Consider the following 17,608-nt stretch of genomic DNA (forward strand, 5'->3'; position numbering starts at 1 on the left):
CCCTATGACCGCCATCGCGTCCCGCCGCAGTGAGCGGAGGATCAGCCCCGTCTTCCTCGGGATCGTGGCCGTCATGGCGGTGACCGGCTGGGCCGCCTGGACCGGCTTCGCCGAGGAGCCCGGCGTGGCCGTGTTCCTCTTCGTCACGTCCGGCTGGATCGTCTCGCTGTGCCTGCACGAGTACGCGCACGCGCGCACCGCTCTGCACAGCGGCGACATCTCGATCGGCGCCAAGGGCTATCTGACGCTGAACCCGCTGAAGTACACGCACGCGCTGCTGAGCATCGTGCTGCCGGTGATCTTCGTGATCATGGGCGGGATCGGTCTTCCGGGCGGCGCGGTCTTCATCGAGCGCAGCCGCATCCGGGGCCGCTGGAAGCACAGCCTCATCTCCGCCGCGGGCCCCCTGACGAACGTCCTCTTCGCGCTCGTGTGCACCGCGCCGTTCTGGCTGCACGCCCTGGACGGCGTGCCCCCGGTCTTCCAGTACGCGCTGGCGTTCCTGGCGCTGCTCCAGGTCACGGCCGCGATCCTGAACTTCCTGCCGGTGCCGGGCCTGGACGGGTACGGCGTGATCGAGCCCTGGCTGTCGTACGGCGTCCGCCGGCAGGTCGAGCCGTTCGCACCGTTCGGTCTGCTCGCGGTCTTCGCGGTGCTGTGGATCCCGTCGGTGAACCAGGTCTTCTTCGACGCGATCTACTCGATCCTCGGCGGTCTGGGCATCGACGACGTGCAGCGCTACTGCGGCCAGAACCTCTACCGCTTCTGGGACGGTGTCGACCAGTACTGCACGGTCAGCCGGTGACGGAACCGCTCTCCGTCCGGTCGGCCCGGGTGCGCCGCAGGTAGTACCAGGCCATGTTGGACGTGAGGCCCGCCAGCAGCACCCACACGATCCCGAGCCAGCTGCCCTGGACGAAGGAGACCACGGCCGCGGCGACGGAGAGGACACAGACGGCGAGGGCGTACAGCGCGAGGCGGGGCATGGGGGTCGGCTCCTGTCGGGGGGACACTGCTTGCCACCAGTGTCCCCCACCCGGCCTCGACGTCCGTCACCCGCCGGCCCGCGTGGGCCCCGGCGCCCGGACGGCCGGCGTCGCCGGCACCGCAGCGGCGGGCCCGGCGGTCTAGACGTCCGTGACGCGCAGGCCCGCGTGGGCCTTGTAGCGCCGGTTCACGGAGATCAGGTTGGCGACCAGGGCCTCGACCTGGTGGGCGTTGCGCAGCCGGCCGGCGAAGACACCGCGCATGCCGGGGATGCGGCCGGCGAGCGCCTGCACGATCTCCACGTCCGCCCGCTCCTCGCCGAGGACCATGACGTCGGTGTCGATCACGTCGATCTCCGGGTCCTCCAGGAGGACGGCGGACAGGTGGTGGAAGGCGGCCGTGACCCGCGAGTCCGGCAGCAGGGCGGCGGCCTGCTCGGCGGCGCTGCCCTCCTCGGGCTTGAGCGCGTAGGCGCCCTTCTTGTCGAAGCCGAGCGGGTTGACGCAGTCGACGACCAGCTTGCCGGCGAGCTCCGCGCGCAGCGATTCGAGGGTCTTGCCGTGACCCTCCCAGGGCACGGCGACGATCACGATGTCGCTGCGTCGCGCGGTCTCGGCGTTGTCGGCGCCCTCGATGCCGTGGCCGATCTCGGCGGCGGCGGCCTGCGCGCGCTCCTCGGCACGCGAGCCGATGATCACCTTCTGGCCGGCGCGGGCGAGGCGGTAGGCGAGGCCCTTGCCCTGCGGCCCGGTGCCGCCGAGCACGCCGACGACGAGCCCGGACACGTCGGGAAGGTCCCAGGGATCCTTGGCGGGAGCCTTCTGTGCACTGTCAGTAGAGGTCATGGGCCGACTTTACGTGCGTGGTCCGCGACCGTGCGGGTCAGGTGAGGGCGGTCACGGGGACGCGCCGGAAGGCGATCGTCTCGTACGCGCCGAAGTCGCCTGTCTCGTAGAGGAGTCCGACGGTCGTGGCGTCGACGCGGACGAGGTCGGAGTAGGCGGCGGGCAGTCCGTCGACCGTGTGGGCGGTCCGCCAGGTGGTGCCGCCGTCGGCGGAGACGCGGACGGTCATCAGGGCGCGGAAGGAGGGGTCGGCGGGCCCCGAGTACAGCAGCAGGTCCGGGTCGCGGAGCTGGAGGACGCTGCCCTGGACGACGGCCGTGACGATCCCGGCCTGCGGGCGGAACGGCTTCGCCAGGGTCCTGCCGCCGTCGCGGGAGTGCGCGTCGGCACGGTTGCCGGGCGACGGGGAGTCGTTGCGGGTGTTGAAGTAGACGCGGCCGTCGGGGAGTTCGGCCGCGGTCGTCTCGTTGACGTTGATGTAGCCGTTGGTGTTCTCGTCGATGTAGCCGAGGTACCAGGTCTGACCGCGGTCGTCGCTGAGGAGGCAGTGACCGCTGTTGTACTTCGCCTCGGTGCCGTTGTCGGTGCCGGTGGGCGCAAGAGTGTGGTTGCCGGGGACGACGACGCGGCCGCCGGTGAGCTGGATCGCATGCCCGGGCGTGGTGGCGTACCAGCGCCAGCCCGCCTTCTTGACCTGCGCGGTGATCTCCTTCGGGGCCGACCAGGTGAGCCCGTCGTCGTCGCTGTGCTGCACCCACACGCGCCGCCCGTCGGCCGGTTTCACCTTGCCCCGCAGCAGGGCGTCCTCGGTCGCGCCGGCCGCGCTGCGGACGTGCACGAGCAGGACGCGGCCGGTGTCGAGGACGACGGGAGCCGGGTTGCCCGCGAGGTCGCTGCCGTTCTTGGCGACGGCCCGCAGCGGGCCCCAGGTGCGGCCGCCGTCCGTGGACCGCTTCAGCACGATGTCGATGTGGCCGTGGTCGTGCGCGGAGGCGACCCGGCCCTCGCAGAAGGCGAGGAGGGTGCCCGCGCCGGTGACGACGACCGCCGGGATCCGGAAGCTGGCGTAGCCCTCGCGGCCGCCGCGGAAGGGGGTGGTCGACGCGGAGTCCGTACGGGGGGCGGGGTCGGTGCCGGGGTCGGTGCCGACGTCAGTGCCGGGGTCGGTCGTCCCGGTGGTCGGCTCGCTGTCGGGTTCAGGTGTGGCGGGGGCGGTGCCGGGTTCCGTCGTCTCGGTGCCGTGTTCCGTGCCGGGTTCGGCGGTCCCGGTACCGGGTTCCGTGCCGGGTTCGGCGGTCCCGATGCCCGGCCCGGTCGTGGCGGGTGCGCCGGGTGTCCCGGTGGTCGGCTCGGTCATGGCGGGCTCCTCGCGGTTCCTGGGGGCGGCCGGTGATCGTGGCCTGTGCCCAACTCGGGCGAATTCGTGGTGAACTCCGGGTCACGAGTGGCCGTTTGAGGCAGGATCGTCCGCATGGACGCCGTACGGGTCGCGTTGCTGCGCGAGGTGCTCGCCGGGACCGAGTGGCTGGGCGCCACGCGGCGGTTCGGCGGGGCGCTGCGCGGGTCCGTCGTGTCGCACGGGGGCGGGCTGCTGCTGGTCGGCACCGAGGAGTACGAGCCCTGGCATCTCGCCGCGCACCTGGTGGACGAGGCGGCGTGGTCGGGGACGCCGGAGCTGTCACCGACCCTGGTGCGGCACGGAGCGCGCGCGTCCGATCCGGCCCACCTCGCCGTGGGACTGGGCCGCGTCGAGGCGGCGCGGCGCGGGGAGACGCTGCTCGTGGTGGCGCCGGGCTCGACCGGCGCACCGCTGCTGGAACGGCTGCACGGCGCGCGCAGGGCCGGGGCGACCGTCCTGGCCCTGTCCGCGGACGATCCGGAGCTGCCGGCGCTGGCCCATGAGTCGCTCGCCGTGCCGGCGGACCCCGAGCTGGACCTCGACACCGTGCAGCACCTGGTCAGCGCGGCGGCCGGGGAGAATGCGCTGCCCTCGCCGCGGAGGCCCCGGCGCTTCCGCGACCGCCTCTCCCGCCTCGCGGACCAGTTGACGGCTCCGCCGTCGTACCGGTGGTAGCGCCGGGCCGCTCCCGGAGTCGGCGTCCTCGCCGACGCGAGGGCGGCCTTCGCAGCGCTGCCGGACGGTGACGGCCCGGGACCGCTGTCCCACTGTGGCGCCCGGGAACGCCGGCGTGCGAAGTCGGCCCGGGAACGCCGGTGCGCGGTGACGGCACGAATCCGGTGTCGCGCGGGCGGTGGTGCGGGGCCGATGCGCGCGGCCGGGCGCCTGGAAAAGCGGTTGCTCCGGTCCGCGCGTCCGCCGAGCATGGCCCGTTGTGGCCCCCTCCTCCCGACTCCGCTCCCTGCTGCCCGATCTCGCGCCGTGGCGGACCTCCGCCGACTTCCGACGGCTGTGGGTGGCGGGGCTGATCACGAACTTCGGCAGCTTCCTGACCTTCGTCGCGCTGCCGGTGCAGATGAAGGACCTGACCGGGTCGGCCGTGGCGGTGGGCGCGCTCGGAGCCGTCGAGCTCGTGCCCCTGGTGGTGTTCGGCCTGTACGGCGGCGCCCTCGCCGACGCGCTGGACAAACGGAAACTGATCCTCCGCACCGAGGTCGGGCAGGGCCTGCTGTGCGTCGCGCTCCTGGTGAACGCGTCGCTGCCGCACCCCGCGGTGTGGCCGCTGTACGCCGTCGCCGCGCTGTCCTCCGCGCTCGTCGCCGTCCAGCGGCCCGCGCTCGACTCGCTCCTGCCGCGGATCGTGGCCCACGAGCATCTGCCGGCCGCCGCCGCCCTCAACTCGCTGCGCTGGACCGTGGGCGGGGTGGCGGGCCCCGCGCTCGCCGGTGTCGTCGTCGCCTACGCCGGGCTGGGCTGGGCGTACGCCGTGGACCTGGCGACCTTCGCCGTGTCGGTGGCGCTGGCCGTGGGGCTGGCCGCGTCGCCCGCCTCGCACGAGGCCGCCAGGCCGTCCCTGCGATCCGTCGCGGAGGGCGCGCGGTACGCGTGGAGCCGCAAGGAGCTGCTCGGCACGTACGCGCTCGACCTCGCGGCGATGTTCCTCGCGATGCCGCTGGCGTTGCTGCCGTTCCTCGCGGACGAGCTGGACGCGGAGTGGTCGCTGGGGCTCATGTACGCCGCGGTTCCCGCCGGGTCACTGCTGGTGAGCCTCACCAGCGGGTGGACCTCCCGCATCCACCGGCACGGGCGGATGGTCGCCCTCGCCGCGGCGTGCTGGGGCCTCGCGATGGCGGCGGCGGGGGTCGTGCACAACGTGTGGCTGGTGCTGCTCTTCCTGACGCTCGGCGGCTGCTGCGACATGGTCAGCGGGATCTTCCGCGCCGCCATCTGGAACCAGACGATCCCGGACGAGCTGCGCGGGCGGCTCGCCGGGATCGAGCTGCTGTCGTACTCCGCCGGGCCTCAGCTCGGGCAGGTCCGCGCCGGCGGCATGGCCGCGTGGGCCGGTGTGCGGACGTCGATCTGGGCCGGTGGGCTGCTCTGTGTGGGGGCGGTGGTGGTGCTGGCCGCGTTCCTTCCGAAGCTGATGACGTACGACGTCCGGACGAATGAGCATGCCGTGCGGATGCGGGCGGTGCGGGGGGTCGAAGCGGGGGCTTCGCTCTGAGCTCCGGGGCGGCTGCCGGGCCCGCGGGTCGGGGGGCCGTTGTCAGGGCCCCGTTGCCCGGGGGCACCGCCGGGGTGCGGGTGGGCTGCCGGCGGTTCGCTCGCCCCGACGTCGGGCGCCAACGCCCCGTCGCCCGGGGGCACCGCCGGGACTTTCCCACCCGCACCGCCCGAAACCCTCTCCCGACAAGCTCGGCTCGCCCCGTCGCGGCCCGGGTCCGTCGGCGGGTGCGGGTGGGCTGCCGGCGGTTCGCTCGCCTCGGCGAAACCCTCTCCCGACAAGCTCGGCTCGCCCCGTCGCCGCCCGGGTCCGTCGGCGGGTGGCTCAGCGGTCCTCGGGGGTCTGCTCCGTGTCCGACGCGTCGTGCCACTTGGGGTCGGTTTCCCATTCGAGGTTCCGCTCGCGCGCGGTCTCCATCGCGTGGGCCGCCTCCTCACGGGTGGCGTACGGCCCGAAGCGGTTCTTGGCCGGGCACTCGGGGCCTTCCTCGACCTTCTTGTGCTCCAGGCAGTAGTACCACTCGCCGGGCTTGCCGACGGTCCGCTTCTTGAACAGGGCCATGACCGGCTCCTTTCGACACGGACATGGTCCCCCATGCCCGCTGGTTAGACTCGCTGGCATGTCTGGCCAGTCGCTGCTCGTACCAGGGGAGCTCTCTCCCACCCGTCCCGTCCCGGGAAACATCCGGCGTCCCGAGTACGTGGGCAAGCCCGCCCCCACGCCGTACACGGGCCCCGAGGTGCAGACGCCGGAGACCGTCGAGGCGATGCGGGTCGCCGGCCGCATCGCCGCGCAGGCGATGGCGGAGGCGGCGAAGCTCATCGCGCCGGGCGTGACGACGGACGAGCTGGACCGCGTGGCGCACGCGTACATGTGCGACCACGGCGCCTACCCGTCGACGCTCGGCTATCGCGGCTTCCCGAAGTCGCTGTGCACCTCCGTCAACGAGGTCATCTGCCACGGCATCCCGGACTCCACGGTCCTCAGGGACGGCGACATCATCAACCTCGACGTCACGGCGTACATCGGCGGCGTGCACGGCGACAACAACGCGACCTACCTGGTCGGCGAGGTCGACGAGGAGTCGCGCCTGCTGGTCGAGCGGACCCGCGAGTCCCTCGAACGCGCGATCAAGGCCGTCAAGCCGGGCCGTCAGATCAATGTCATCGGCCGGGTCATCGAGTCCTACGCGAAGCGGTTCGGGTACGGCGTCGTCCGGGACTTCACCGGGCACGGGATCAACTCCTCCTTCCACTCGGGATTGATCATTCCCCACTACGACAGCCCGCACGCAACCACCGTCATCCAGCCGGGGATGACCTTCACCATCGAGCCCATGCTCACGCTCGGCACCCACGAGTACGACATGTGGGACGACGGGTGGACCGTCGTGACGAAGGACCGCAGGCGTACCGCCCAGTTCGAGCACACGCTGGTGGTGACGGACAGCGGGGCGGAGATCCTCACCCTGCCGTAGCCCGGAAGCGCTGCCGAAGCCCGGAAGCGCTGCCCAGGCCCGGAAGCGCCGCTGCGGCCCGGCCGGCAGGCGCTGTCGTGGCCCGGCAGGCGTTGCCCCGGCCCGGCAGGCGCTGCCGTGGCCCGTGAAGCATCGAGCCCGCCCTCCTCGGAGGGCGGGCTTCTTCGTGCCCGCTCGACCGGGTCGGGGTATGTTTTTTACCGACAGACTGTCGGGAAAGTTCCCGACAGGTGGTCGGCAAGCTGTTGACTTAGGTAAGGCTTACCTTAGATGATTCGGCACATGGACTCCTTCTCGGCACTCATCCGCACCGCCTCGCACGAGCAGCATGTGGAGGCGGAGACGTCGACGTTCATGGCCGACCTGCTGGGCGGCCGACTCGGCGTCGAGGCCTACGCGCGCTACACCGAGCAACTGTGGTTCGTTTACGAGGCCCTGGAGGCCGCGGCCGACCGGCTCGCGTCCGACCCGGTGGCCGGCCCGTTCATCCGGCCCGAGCTGCTGCGCCGCACCGCCCTGGAGCGCGACCTCGCCCATCTCCGCGGCCCCGGGTGGCGGGAGTCGCTCACCGCCCTGCCCGCGACCCGGGCCTACGCCGCCCGTGTCGCGGAGTGCGCGCGGGCATGGCCCGGCGGCTATGTGGCCCACCACTACACCCGCTACCTCGGCGACCTCTCCGGCGGCCAGATCATCCGCGGCAAGGCCGAGCAGACCTGGGGCTTCGCCCGCAAGGGCGACGGCGTCCGCTTCTACGTCTTCGAGGACATCGGCAATCCGGCCGCCTTCAAGCGCGGCTACCGCGAACTGCTGGACGCGGTCCCCGCCGACGACCTGGAGAAGCAGCGCATCGTCGCGGAGTGCAAGCAGGCGTTCGCGCTGAACACCGCCGTCTTCCGCGCCCTGGGCGAGGAGTTCCCGCTCACGGCGTGACCGCCGAGGGACCGCGATCGGTCTGCGGCGGCGAGCCGGAGGGAGCCCGGGGCCCCGGCCCCGCGCCGTCAGCGTTCCACCCGGGCCGTCAGCGTTCCAGCAGGACCCGTCCGCCCACCTCGACCCAGCCGTGCGGCTGCGGAGCCGTGAGGATCTGCGAACCCGCACCTTGCATGATGTTGAGAGCGCGGCCCAGGCGGTCGGTGAGCAGCAGTGCCGCCGCGCCCGTCGCCTCGTCCTCGTCGATGCCGTCGTCACGGCCGGGGAAGGCACGGGCGCGCACACGGCCGGCCGCCTCGTCCTCCCACGCCCAGGCGTAGATCCACTCCCCCGGCGGCGGCACGGTCAGCGCGTCGACCTCGGCGGCCGATCCGTACTGCCGCAGCGTGCGCTCCGGAGCCCACTCGGCCCGTGCCTCGATCCAGCTGAACTCGCCGTCGAGCCGTACCCCCACCGTCCCGGCGGGAGTGACCAGTTCGGGCACGTCGAGCAGCCAGCCCGCGCCGACGCAGGGATGCCCGGCGAACGGCAGCCGCAGCGTCGGCGTGTAGATGTCGATCACCCCGCGCTCGGGGTCGTCGACGAACACGGTCTCGCTGAACCCGAGCTTGGCCGCGAGCGCCTGCCGTTCCTCGCGGTCCGGCAGCACGGAGCCGTCGCGCACGACACCGAGCTCATTGCCGTACCCGCCGCCGGGTCCGCAGAACACCCGGAGCACGTCGTAGTCAGTCACTCCGGCATTCAAACATCACCCGGGCCGCGTGCGCGTCCCGGACCGTGCGGCCCGGACCCCGGGGCCCTGGGGGTAAGTCCACCCTGCTGGGGGCTCTGGCCGCCGATCTGCGTCCCGCCGCAGGCGTCGTACGGATCCACGGGCGGCCCGCGGCCGACTGGCCGACGGCCGAACTCGCCCTGCGCCGGGCCGTGCTGCCGCAGTCGGCGGACCTCGCCTTCCCGTTCAGGGTCGAGGAGGTCGTCCGGATGGGCCGCGCGCCCTGGGCCGGCGTGGGCCGCGACGAGGACGACGCGGCCGCCGCCGGGGCGATGGCGGTCACGGAGGTCGCCGGTTTCGCCGACCGTCCGTTCTCCGCGCTCAGCGGCGGCGAACGCGCGCGGGCCGCGCCGGCCCGGGTGCTCGCCCAGCGCGCCCCGCTGCTGCTGCTCGACGAGCCGACGGCCGCACTCGACCTGCGGCACCAGGAGTTGGTGCTGCGGATCTGCCGCGAAAGGGCGCGTGCCGGGGACGCGGTGGTCGTGGTGCTGCACGATCTGGGGCTCGCGGCGGCGTACGCGCACCGGGTGGCGATTCTGTGCGCCGGTCGTGTCGCGGCCGCCGGTCCCCCGGGCGGGGTCTTCACCGCCGATCTGCTCGGCGAGGTCTACCGCCAGCCGGTCGAGGTGTTCCCGCACCCCGGGACGGGTGCCGTGCTGATCACACCCCGACGGGGCTCTTGACTTCTGCTTGACCATCTCATGGGGTCTGTTTTTGGTCGCCGTGATCAGGCCGTGCCTGTACACCGTCTGTGAGAGCTGAATCACCGGACGGGCGGGTATCAGTGAGGGAAGCCTCAGATAAGTTAGGCCAGCCTCACCACGCCGACGCGGTCCCCGCCGCGCGGTTTGTCCGACTTCTCTTGGAGCCCGAATGCGAGCCGTCCGCCTCTCAGTTGTCACCGCCGCCGCCACCGCGGCCGCTCTGACCGCCGTCACGGGCTGCACCGAGAAGAGTGACGCCAAGAATGGTGACGCGATCCAGGTGACCGCCGCCGACAGCAAGTGCGACACCTCCACGAAGACCGTTCCGGCCGGCCAGGTCACTCTGAAGATCGAGAACAAGGGGTCGAAGGCCACCGAGGTCGAGATCGTCTTCCCGGACGACCGGATCGTCTCCGAGAAGGAGAACATCGGTCCCGGCACCAAGTACACGCTGACCGCCGAGGTGAAGGCCGGTTCGTACGAGATCGCCTGCCGTCCGGGCATGAAGGGCCACGGCGTCCGTCAGAAGCTCACGGTCACCGGCGGCAAGGTCGCCAAGCGGGACCCGCGCCTCGACAAGGCCGTCGCCGCGTACCGCGCGTACGCGCAGGAGCAGGCCGACGCCACGCTGCCCAAGGCCGAGGCGTTCGCGAAGTCCGTCAAGGACGGCGACATGGAGGCCGCGAAGAAGGCGTTCGCCGACTCCCGCCTCGGCTGGGAGCGCACCGAGCCCGTCGCGGAGTCCTTCGGCGACATCGACCCGAAGGTCGACGTCCGCGAGGACGGCCTGGAGGACGGCCAGAAGTGGACCGGCTGGCACCGCCTGGAGAAGGCCCTCTGGCAGGACAAGAAGATCGGCGACGAGGAGAAGGCCCTCGCCGACCAGCTGGTGACCGACCTGAAGGACTGGCAGAAGCGGGTCGGCAAGGCCGAGATCACCCCGACCTCCATGGCCAACGGCGCCAAGGAGCTGCTCGACGAGGTCGCCACCGGCAAGGTCACCGGCGAGGAGGACCGCTACTCGCACGCCGACCTGACCGACTTCAAGGGCAACGTCGAGGGCGCGCAGAAGGCGTACGAGCTGCTGAAGCCGGTCGCCCAGGAGAACGACGCGGCGCTGACCACGGAGCTCGACAAGCAGTTCGCCGCGCTCGACACGCTGCTCGACAAGTACCGCACGGACAAGTCCTCGTACGTCTTCACCTCGTACGACAAGGTCGGCAAGGCCGACCGCAAGGAGCTCTCCGACGCCGTGAACGCGCTCGCCGAGCCCCTGTCCAAGCTCGCCGCCGCCGTCGTGAAGTAGGAGCAGCAACATGACGGACACCACGGAAGCCTCCGCAACCGCCGAGAACACGGGCTCGTCCGCGCCGTCACGGCGTTCGCTGATCGGCTGGGGCGGTGCCGGGCTCGCGCTCGGCGCCGCCGCGGCCGGCGGCGCGGTGGCGATGACCCGCACCGGCGACGACATGGACCCGGCCGGCGCCGAGGCGGGCGGCGCGGTCGCCTTCCACGGCGCGCACCAGGCGGGCATCGCGACGCCGGTGCAGGACCGGCTGCACTTCGCCGCGTTCGACGTGCAGACCGACGACCGCGCCGAGTTCGTGCAGATGCTGAAGGACTGGACGGCCGCCGCCCGGCGGATGACCGCGGGGCACGCGGTCGGCGAGGGGGCGTACGGCGGTCTGGCCGAGGCGCCGCCGGACGACACCGGTGAGGCGCTGGGCCTCAAGCCGTCGCGGCTGACGCTGACGATCGGCTTCGGCCCCTCCCTGTTCGAGAAGTTCGGGCTGAACGACCAACGCCCCGAGGCACTCGTCGATCTGCCGCAGTTCCCGGGCGACGCCCTGGAGAAGACCCGCAGCAACGGCGATCTGTGCATCCAGGCGTGCGCGGACGACCCGCAGGTCGCGGTGCACGCGATCCGCAACCTGGCCCGCATCGGCTTCGGCAAGGTCGTCATCCGCTGGTCCCAGCTCGGCTTCGGCAAGACCTCGTCCACCACCCCGGACGCGCAGACCCCGCGCAACCTGATGGGCTTCAAGGACGGCACGCGCAACATCGCCGGCACGGAGAAGGACCGGCTGGAGAAGTTCGTGTGGGTCGGCGAGAAGGACGGTCCCGACTGGATGACCGGCGGCTCGTACCTCGTCGCCCGCCGCATTCGGATGCACATCGAGACCTGGGACCGCACCTCGCTGCAGGAGCAGGAGGACATCTTCGGCCGTGACAAGGGCGAAGGCGCTCCGGTGGGCAAGGCGAAGGAGCACGACAAGCCCTTCCTGAAGGCGATGAAGCCGGACGCGCACGTACGGCTCGCGCACCCCGACTCCAACAACGGCGTGACGATCCTGCGGCGGGGCTACTCGTTCACGGACGGCACCGACGGCCTCGGCCGTCTGGAGGCGGGCCTGTTCTTCCTCGCCTACCAGCGCGACGTGCGCAAGGGATTCATCCCGCTCCAGCGCAGCCTGTCGCGCGCGGACGCGCTCAACGAGTACATCCAGCACGTGAGTTCGGCGGTCTTCGCCGTCCCGCCCGGCGTCCGCGGCAAGGACGACTGGTGGGGCCGGGCGCTGTTCTCCGAGGAGGCGTAGCCCAGTGTTCAGCAACTACCTGATCGGTCTGCGCGAGGGGCTGGAGGCGAGCCTCGTCGTCTGCATCCTGATCGCCTACCTGGTGAAGACCGGCCGCCGGGACGCCCTGCGGCCGATCTGGCTCGGCATCGGCGTCGCGGTCGCGCTGGCCCTCGGCTTCGGCTGCGCGCTCGAATTCGGCTCCCAGGAGATGACGTTCCAGGCGCAGGAGGCGCTCGGCGGCTCGCTGTCCATCCTGGCGGTCGGCCTGGTGACGTGGATGGTCTTCTGGATGCGGCGCACCGCGCGGCACCTCAGGAGCGAACTGCACGGCAAGCTGGACGCCGCGCTCGCCATGGGCACGGGCGCCCTGGTGGCCACCGCGTTCCTGGCGGTGGGCCGTGAGGGCCTGGAGACCGCGCTGTTCGTGTGGGCGTCGGTGCACGCGGCCAGCGACGGCACGCCCCGCCCGCTGATCGGCGTGGCCCTCGGCCTGGCCACCGCGGTCCTGCTCGGCTGGCTGTTCTACCGGGGCGCGCTGCGGATCAACCTCGCCAAGTTCTTCACCTGGACCGGCGGCATGCTGGTCGTCGTGGCCGCCGGCGTGCTCGCGTACGGCGTCCACGACCTCCAGGAGGCCGACTTCATCCCCGGCCTGACGAACCTGGCGTTCGACATCAGCGGCACCATCGACCCGACGAGCTGGTACGGCACCCTGCTGAAGGGCGTCTTCAACTTCCAGCCGGACCCGACCGTCCTCCAGGTCACGGTGTGGGCGCTGTACCTGGTCCCGACACTCGCCGTCTTCCTCGCCCCGGTAGGGTTCGCCTCCGGGAAGGGGAAGGTGAAGGCACCTGATGAGCAGGGATCGCACGGGTCGCAGCCCACGAACGCTTCGTAGTCTCAATCGATTCGCCCTGGCAACGGGGGCGTTGACCGTTCTGTCGCTGACGGCGAGCGGCTGCGTGGTGGTGCACGGCGAGCGGGAGGTCGTACCGGCGGCGACCCGGTCCGAAGCCGCCCGCGCGCTCGATGACTTCACCACCGCGTACAACAAGGCGGACGAGGAGTACGACCGTTCGCTGGACGCGGACCGGGTCGCCGGGCCGCTCGCCGACATCGACGCCGCGAAGCTCAAGGCGGGACACAAGAACAACCCGGGCGGCAATCCCTCGCATTCGCCGCTGACGTTCACGGACGCCAAGTTCGTGATACCCGAGAAGGCCGCCTGGCCGCGCTGGTTCGTGGCCGACACGGCGGCCAACAAGGGCGTCAAGGGCAGCCGTTGGCTGCTGGTCTTCACCCGCACGAGCGCCGACGACGTCTGGGCGGTGTCGTACCTGACGGTCCTCGCCGCCGCGGACGTGCCGAAGTTCGAGACGGACGAGGACGGCTGGGCCCAGCCGGTCACGGCCGACGACGCCGCCGTGACGGTCGAGCCCGGCAAGCTCAGCCAGGCCTACGCGGCCTATCTCAAGTCCGGCGGCGACGAGTTCGGCCCCGGCACGCACACCTCGCAGTGGCGGGCCCAGCGCAAGAAGTTCGCGAGCAAGCCCGGACTCGCCCGGCAGTACATCGACGAGCCGCTGTCCTCGGGCGAGTACGCCCCGGTGGGGCTGCGCACGGCGGACGGCGGGGCGCTGGTCTTCTTCAGCACGCACCGCTACGAGAAGCAGACCGCCGCGGCGGGCACCGAGATCCCCGCGCCCACGGCGGACGTCCGGGCCCTGACGACCGGCGAGATCAAGCAGTCCCTCACCCTGGAGTTCGTCTCCAACCAGGTGGCCCTGGATCCGGCGAAGGGCTCGGGGGACCCCCGGGTCTCCGTACTGGGGCGGATCGAGGGGCTGACGGGGGCGAAGGGCGAGTAGCCGGCCCGTCACCCGTGCGGGCCGTCAGTGCCGGTGGGGCCAGGCGGCCAGTTGGTCCGTCTCCTGCCCGCCCGCGTGCCGGGCACAGGCGTCGGTGAGGATCTCCAGCAGGCTGAGCGGGTCCGGCAGGGCGTGCTCGGGTCCGCGCACCCAGTCGACGGTCAGGTCGCCGGGGAGCCGGGCCGGCGGGACGAGGACGTAGGAGCCGCGGCAGTGCCAGCGGAACCCCGGGTGCTCGTCCATCGTCTCGGGGTGGCAGTCCAGCTCGCAGGGCCACCACTCGTCCTCGTCCTCGGGCGTGCCGCGGGTGAGGGTGAAGAAGAGCATCCGGCCGTCGCCGCTCTCGGCGACGGGACCGACCTCGATCCCGGAGGCGAGCATCCGCTCCAGCGCCTCGCGGCCCGCCTCCAGCGGCACGTCGAGGACGTCGTGCACCATGCCGGTCGCGGTGATGAAGTTGGCGTGCGGCTGATGCCGGGCCCATCGCTCGATCTGGGCGCGGTCGGTGGTGGACTGCGTCTGCCAGGCGAAGGAGACCGGGTGGCGGGCGGGGGTGGGACAGCCGATGCGGTCGCAGGAGCAGCGGTAGCCGGAGGGGTGGGCGGCCTGCGCGAGCGGCAGTCCCGCGGCGGCGGCGGCGAGCAGCAGGGCCTCACGGCCGCCGTCGTCGGCGGTCTCCTTCTGGCGGCGCCCACGCAGCCACTGGGAGATCCTGCCCTGCGCGCCGGAGCGGCGACCGAACTCTGCGCTCATCTATCCCCTCGCTAGCCGTTGGTCCCGACGACAACCATGCGGGGCCGGCAGCCCGTTCCGGGGCCGTCCGCAAGCCCTATCGTCCCACCATCCTGCGCTCCGGGTGGCCAGAGCCCGCATCCGGGGTGGGTGGGACCACGTGTTCGCCCCCCTCAAATCGAGTGTCATTGACCACTTTGCCTGGATTTGCACCCCTACCGTGGTCGCCATGCTCACACGGACTGCCCTCGCCGGTCTGGTCACGCTCGCCTCGCTCGCCCTCGCCGGACACGGCGGCCCGCCGTCCCCGCTGGAGTGGGGCGCCGGACCGCTGACGGTGGACGCACTGCCCCGCGTCGTCCACGTGGCGCACCGCGGCGGCGCCCGGGAGGTGCCGGAGAACAGCATGTCGGGCCTGATGGCGGCCTACGAGCGGGGAACGGCCCAGGTCCTCGATCTGGACACGCAGATGCTGCGCGACGGGACCGTGGTCGTGATGCACGACGCGACCCTGGACCGCACCACCCACTCGCACGGCCGGGTCCGGGACCTGACCGCCGAGGACTGGCAGCGGGTACGGCTGCGCCCCGCCGCGGGCCTGCCCGGCAGCTGGCCCGCGGAGCGGCCGCCGACCGTCGCCGAGGTCCTGGACCGCTTCGGCGGGCGGATCGTACTGACGATGGAGGCGAAGGATCCGCGGAGCCTGGACGCGCTGGCCGCCATGATCCGCGGCCGCGGCCTCACCCGCTCGGTGCTCGTCAACACCAACGACCCGGTGATGGCCCGCCGCATCCACCGGCTGGGCCTGCTCAGCCAGCTGTGGCGCTCGGCGGCCCAGATGCGCCGCGACCGGCCCGCGCGCTGGGCGTCGTTCCTGGACGTGCTCGACGTCGACCACAAGGCGCGCGAGGCCGATGTGGAGCGCGCTGTGCGCTCCGGTGTGCCGCAGGTGTGGGCGCACACCGTGGTCACCCCGGCCGAGCGGGACCGGGCGCTCGCGCTGGGCTGCGACGGGATCGTCACGGACGCCCCCGGCCGCTTGGCGGCGGACGAGCGTGCCGCGGCCTCCGCCGTGCCGTCGGCCGTCCGGCCCGGGGCGACCCGCTGACGACCGGGCGGTCCGCCGTCCGGCGCGCGGCCCCCCGGGCCCTTGGCCCCTGGCCCGGGCCGACGGCTCGGCGGCCCCGTGACCGGTGCCCACGACCGACGGCTCGGCAGTCCCGTCGTCCGCCGCCGCCGGGCGCACGCTTCCCTGACCCGCATCCGGCGGCTCGGTGGTCCCGCGCTCCGCCGCCCGGCGCACGGCGCGCGGCCCGCTGGCCCCTGGCCAACGGCTCGGCAGTCCCGTCGTCTGCCGCCGGGCGCACGCTTCCGGCGGGTGGTCCCGCGCTCCGCCGCCCGGTATGCGGGCGTGCGCGGCTCCCCCGTGGCGTCCGCTCAGCGCGGGGCGATCCCGTGGAGGGCGTAGTCGACGAGCGTGTCGGTGTAGTCGTAGGAGATCGGGCCGGTGCGCTGGAGCCAGCGCTGGGCGAGCGGGGAGACGAACAGCTCCAGGGCGATCCGGGGGTCGACGTCCGCGCGCACGTCGCCGCGGTCCTGCGCCGAGCGCAGCCGCTTCACGTACAGCTGGAGCTGGGGTTCGAGGAGCTTGGCGACGAACTCGGCGCCGATCTGGTCGTTGACGACGCCCTCGGCGGCCAGCGCGCGGGCCGGCACCTCGAAGGCGGGGTTGATCAGTTCGTCCACGGTGGCGCGCAGGACCAGCCTGAGGTCGGCGGCCAGGTCGCCCGTGTCCGGGATCTCGTACGGCTCCTGCCCCGCGGCCCGGGCGGCCTGCTCGCCGAGGTCCATGAACGCCTCCAGCAGCACGTCCGCCTTCGACGGCCACCAGCGGTAGATGGTCTGCTTGCCGACCCCGGCGCGGGCCGCGATGCCCTCGATCGTGGTCCTCGGGTAGCCGACCTCGCCGACGAGGGCGAGGGCGGCGTCGAAGATCGCTCGACGCGACCTGGCGCTGCGGCGGGTGGCGTCCGGGGTGGGTTTCTCGGCCATGAGGGAAATTTACCAAGCGGGCGATACGCTCCGTCTCGCCTCCGCCAGGAGACCGCCCGGCCCCCTGGCGGACACAACCCTTTCGGCTCCCGGGCACCGCGCACCCCTCGGCGCACCATGGCACCAACTGCCCCTGCGGTTGCGTAAGGAGCCCTCCTTGCACCCTCCCCGACGCGCCACGCCCCGACACGCCACGCCCCGGCGCTATCTCATGTGCCCGCCGACGCACTTCGAGGTCACGTACGCCATCAATCCGTGGATGAATCCCGCCAAGCCGGTCGACGTGCCGCTCGCCGTCGCCCAGTGGGAGGACCTCCGCGACCGGCACCGCTCCCTCGGCCACACCGTCGAGGAGCTCGAACCCCGCCCCGGGCTGCCGGACATGGTCTTCGCGGCGAACGGCGCGACCGTCGTGGACGGCCGGGTCCTCGGTGCCCGGTTCGCGCACCGCGAGCGCGCCCCGGAGGCACCGGCCCACCTGGAATGGTTCCGCGCGCACGGCTTCCCCCTGGTACAGGAGCCGGTGCACGTCAACGAAGGGGAGGGCGACTTCGCGGTCACCGCGTCCTACCTGCTGGCGGGCCGCGGCTTTCGCGCGAGCCCCCTCTCGCACGCAGAGGCCCAGGAGTTCTTCGGCCGCCCGGTGATCGGGCTCGATCTCGTCGACCCGCGCTACTACCACCTGGACACGGCACTCGCGGTCCTCGACGACAGCGTGGACGAGATCATGTACTACCCGCCGGCCTTCTCCCCCGGCAGCCGCGAGGCACTGCGCAGGCTGTTCCCCGACGCCCTGATCGCCACCGCCGAGGACGCCGCGGTGTTCGGGCTCAACGCGGTCTCGGACGGCCTGCACGTGCTGCTCCCCCAGGCCGCGACGGGCCTGCTGGAGCCCCTGCGGGAACGCGGCTTCGAGCCCGTCCCGATCGACCTGAGCGAACTCCTCAAAGGCGGCGGCAGCGTGAAGTGCTGCACACAGGAGCTGCGCTCCCAGGGCCCGCCGGGCGTCGCGGGACCCGCCGTCGTGTGACGTCGG

Annotated in this window: 19 protein-coding genes; 12 read left to right on the top strand and 7 right to left on the bottom strand. The window is 72.6% G+C overall.

Features of this window, described 5'->3' with window-relative positions:
* The first annotated feature begins 4 nt into the window (after positions 1 to 4).
* A complete protein-coding gene (locus tag ACSYGO_RS15865; RefSeq protein WP_432185808.1) occupies positions 5 to 805 on the top strand; it encodes a site-2 protease family protein in 801 nt (266 codons plus the stop codon).
* Here the strand turns inward: ACSYGO_RS15865 and ACSYGO_RS15870 are convergent.
* From ACSYGO_RS15870 to ACSYGO_RS15880, 3 genes are all read right to left on the bottom strand, one after another.
* Positions 795 to 986: a hypothetical protein gene (locus ACSYGO_RS15870; RefSeq protein WP_432175205.1), complete on the bottom strand. Its 192-nt coding sequence runs from the start codon at positions 984 to 986 to the stop codon at positions 795 to 797. The two genes, ACSYGO_RS15865 and ACSYGO_RS15870, sit on opposite strands and share 11 nt — an antisense overlap.
* A 141-nt stretch (positions 987 to 1,127) precedes the next feature.
* Positions 1,128 to 1,832, bottom strand: coding sequence for an NADPH-dependent F420 reductase (npdG, locus tag ACSYGO_RS15875; RefSeq protein ID WP_426675732.1), 705 nt, complete (start codon positions 1,830 to 1,832; stop codon positions 1,128 to 1,130).
* Positions 1,833 to 1,869: 37 nt separating this feature from the next.
* Positions 1,870 to 3,189 (bottom strand): sialidase family protein, encoded by a 1,320-nt coding sequence (locus tag ACSYGO_RS15880; protein ID WP_460386897.1) that lies wholly within the window; start codon positions 3,187 to 3,189, stop codon positions 1,870 to 1,872.
* Between the two features lie 114 nt (positions 3,190 to 3,303).
* Here ACSYGO_RS15880 and ACSYGO_RS15885 point away from each other — a divergent pair, with 114 nt between their 5' ends.
* Positions 3,304 to 3,906 (top strand): hypothetical protein, encoded by a 603-nt coding sequence (locus tag ACSYGO_RS15885; protein WP_426675730.1) that lies wholly within the window; start codon positions 3,304 to 3,306, stop codon positions 3,904 to 3,906.
* Positions 3,907 to 4,165: 259 nt separating this feature from the next.
* Positions 4,166 to 5,458 (top strand): MFS transporter, encoded by a 1,293-nt coding sequence (locus ACSYGO_RS15890; protein WP_359490741.1) that lies wholly within the window; start codon positions 4,166 to 4,168, stop codon positions 5,456 to 5,458.
* Positions 5,459 to 5,782: 324 nt separating this feature from the next.
* Here the strand turns inward: ACSYGO_RS15890 and ACSYGO_RS15895 are convergent, their stop codons facing one another.
* Positions 5,783 to 6,019 (bottom strand): hypothetical protein, encoded by a 237-nt coding sequence (locus ACSYGO_RS15895; protein WP_426675729.1) that lies wholly within the window; start codon positions 6,017 to 6,019, stop codon positions 5,783 to 5,785.
* Between the two features lie 58 nt (positions 6,020 to 6,077).
* On the opposite strand from ACSYGO_RS15895, the gene map reads away from it, so the two are divergent.
* Both map and ACSYGO_RS15905 read left to right on the top strand, forming a co-directional pair.
* Positions 6,078 to 6,935, top strand: a complete 858-nt coding sequence (gene map, locus ACSYGO_RS15900; protein ID WP_426675728.1) for a type I methionyl aminopeptidase — start codon at positions 6,078 to 6,080, stop codon at positions 6,933 to 6,935.
* Between the two features lie 282 nt (positions 6,936 to 7,217).
* Positions 7,218 to 7,865, top strand: a complete 648-nt coding sequence (locus tag ACSYGO_RS15905) for a biliverdin-producing heme oxygenase (RefSeq protein ID WP_460386898.1) — start codon at positions 7,218 to 7,220, stop codon at positions 7,863 to 7,865.
* Positions 7,866 to 7,953: 88 nt separating this feature from the next.
* Here the strand turns inward: ACSYGO_RS15905 and ACSYGO_RS15910 are convergent, their stop codons facing one another.
* Complete coding sequence (locus ACSYGO_RS15910; RefSeq protein ID WP_426675726.1) at positions 7,954 to 8,598, bottom strand: PhzF family phenazine biosynthesis protein; 645 nt, start codon at positions 8,596 to 8,598, stop codon at positions 7,954 to 7,956.
* Between the two features lie 44 nt (positions 8,599 to 8,642).
* On the opposite strand from ACSYGO_RS15910, the gene ACSYGO_RS15915 reads away from it, so the two are divergent.
* From ACSYGO_RS15915 to ACSYGO_RS15935, 5 genes are all read left to right on the top strand, one after another.
* Positions 8,643 to 9,320, top strand: a complete 678-nt coding sequence (locus ACSYGO_RS15915) for an ATP-binding cassette domain-containing protein (protein ID WP_460386899.1) — start codon at positions 8,643 to 8,645, stop codon at positions 9,318 to 9,320.
* A gap of 190 nt (positions 9,321 to 9,510) precedes the next feature.
* Positions 9,511 to 10,647 carry an iron uptake system protein EfeO gene (gene efeO, locus ACSYGO_RS15920; protein WP_460386900.1) on the top strand — a complete coding sequence of 379 codons (1,137 nt, stop codon included), beginning with the start codon at positions 9,511 to 9,513 and terminating at the stop codon, positions 10,645 to 10,647.
* Positions 10,648 to 10,657: 10 nt separating this feature from the next.
* Entirely contained in the window at positions 10,658 to 11,938 is a 1,281-nt protein-coding gene (gene efeB, locus ACSYGO_RS15925; RefSeq protein WP_432175199.1) for an iron uptake transporter deferrochelatase/peroxidase subunit, read from the top strand.
* 4 nt (positions 11,939 to 11,942) lie between these two features.
* Complete coding sequence (efeU, locus tag ACSYGO_RS15930; protein ID WP_426675722.1) at positions 11,943 to 12,818, top strand: iron uptake transporter permease EfeU; 876 nt, start codon at positions 11,943 to 11,945, stop codon at positions 12,816 to 12,818.
* Complete coding sequence (locus tag ACSYGO_RS15935; protein ID WP_426675721.1) at positions 12,775 to 13,788, top strand: hypothetical protein; 1,014 nt, start codon at positions 12,775 to 12,777, stop codon at positions 13,786 to 13,788. The genes efeU and ACSYGO_RS15935 overlap by 44 nt, the downstream gene beginning before the upstream one ends.
* Before the next feature lie 24 nt (positions 13,789 to 13,812).
* Here ACSYGO_RS15935 and ACSYGO_RS15940 read toward each other — a convergent pair whose 3' ends face one another.
* Entirely contained in the window at positions 13,813 to 14,541 is a 729-nt protein-coding gene (locus ACSYGO_RS15940; RefSeq protein ID WP_426675720.1) for a bifunctional DNA primase/polymerase, read from the bottom strand.
* Between the two features lie 208 nt (positions 14,542 to 14,749).
* Here ACSYGO_RS15940 and ACSYGO_RS15945 point away from each other — a divergent pair, with 208 nt between their 5' ends.
* Positions 14,750 to 15,628, top strand: coding sequence for a glycerophosphodiester phosphodiesterase (locus ACSYGO_RS15945; protein ID WP_460386901.1), 879 nt, complete (start codon positions 14,750 to 14,752; stop codon positions 15,626 to 15,628).
* 329 nt (positions 15,629 to 15,957) lie between these two features.
* On the opposite strand, the gene ACSYGO_RS15950 is transcribed toward ACSYGO_RS15945, so the two are convergent.
* A complete protein-coding gene (locus ACSYGO_RS15950) occupies positions 15,958 to 16,572 on the bottom strand; it encodes a TetR/AcrR family transcriptional regulator (RefSeq protein WP_345643097.1) in 615 nt (204 codons plus the stop codon).
* Between the two features lie 157 nt (positions 16,573 to 16,729).
* On the opposite strand from ACSYGO_RS15950, the gene ddaH reads away from it, so the two are divergent.
* Positions 16,730 to 17,602 (top strand): dimethylargininase, encoded by an 873-nt coding sequence (ddaH, locus tag ACSYGO_RS15955; protein WP_460386903.1) that lies wholly within the window; start codon positions 16,730 to 16,732, stop codon positions 17,600 to 17,602.
* Positions 17,603 to 17,608 lie beyond the last annotated feature (6 nt).

Source organism: Streptomyces krungchingensis (assembly GCF_054729265.1).

Excerpts from the sequence above, each read along its gene's own strand:
- ACSYGO_RS15865 (WP_432185808.1), top strand. The coding sequence starts at position 5 with ATGACCGCCATCGCGTCCCGCCGCAGTGAGCGGAGGATCAGCCCCGTC.
- ACSYGO_RS15870 (WP_432175205.1), bottom strand. The coding sequence starts at position 986 with ATGCCCCGCCTCGCGCTGTACGCCCTCGCCGTCTGTGTCCTCTCCGTC.
- npdG (WP_426675732.1), bottom strand. The coding sequence starts at position 1,832 with ATGACCTCTACTGACAGTGCACAGAAGGCTCCCGCCAAGGATCCCTGG.
- ACSYGO_RS15880 (WP_460386897.1), bottom strand. The coding sequence starts at position 3,189 with ATGACCGAGCCGACCACCGGGACACCCGGCGCACCCGCCACGACCGGG.
- ACSYGO_RS15885 (WP_426675730.1), top strand. The coding sequence starts at position 3,304 with ATGGACGCCGTACGGGTCGCGTTGCTGCGCGAGGTGCTCGCCGGGACC.
- ACSYGO_RS15895 (WP_426675729.1), bottom strand. The coding sequence starts at position 6,019 with ATGGCCCTGTTCAAGAAGCGGACCGTCGGCAAGCCCGGCGAGTGGTAC.
- map (WP_426675728.1), top strand. The coding sequence starts at position 6,078 with ATGTCTGGCCAGTCGCTGCTCGTACCAGGGGAGCTCTCTCCCACCCGT.
- ACSYGO_RS15905 (WP_460386898.1), top strand. The coding sequence starts at position 7,218 with ATGGACTCCTTCTCGGCACTCATCCGCACCGCCTCGCACGAGCAGCAT.
- efeO (WP_460386900.1), top strand. The coding sequence starts at position 9,511 with ATGCGAGCCGTCCGCCTCTCAGTTGTCACCGCCGCCGCCACCGCGGCC.
- efeB (WP_432175199.1), top strand. The coding sequence starts at position 10,658 with ATGACGGACACCACGGAAGCCTCCGCAACCGCCGAGAACACGGGCTCG.
- ACSYGO_RS15935 (WP_426675721.1), top strand. The coding sequence starts at position 12,775 with ATGAGCAGGGATCGCACGGGTCGCAGCCCACGAACGCTTCGTAGTCTC.
- ACSYGO_RS15940 (WP_426675720.1), bottom strand. The coding sequence starts at position 14,541 with ATGAGCGCAGAGTTCGGTCGCCGCTCCGGCGCGCAGGGCAGGATCTCC.
- ACSYGO_RS15945 (WP_460386901.1), top strand. The coding sequence starts at position 14,750 with ATGCTCACACGGACTGCCCTCGCCGGTCTGGTCACGCTCGCCTCGCTC.
- ACSYGO_RS15950 (WP_345643097.1), bottom strand. The coding sequence starts at position 16,572 with ATGGCCGAGAAACCCACCCCGGACGCCACCCGCCGCAGCGCCAGGTCG.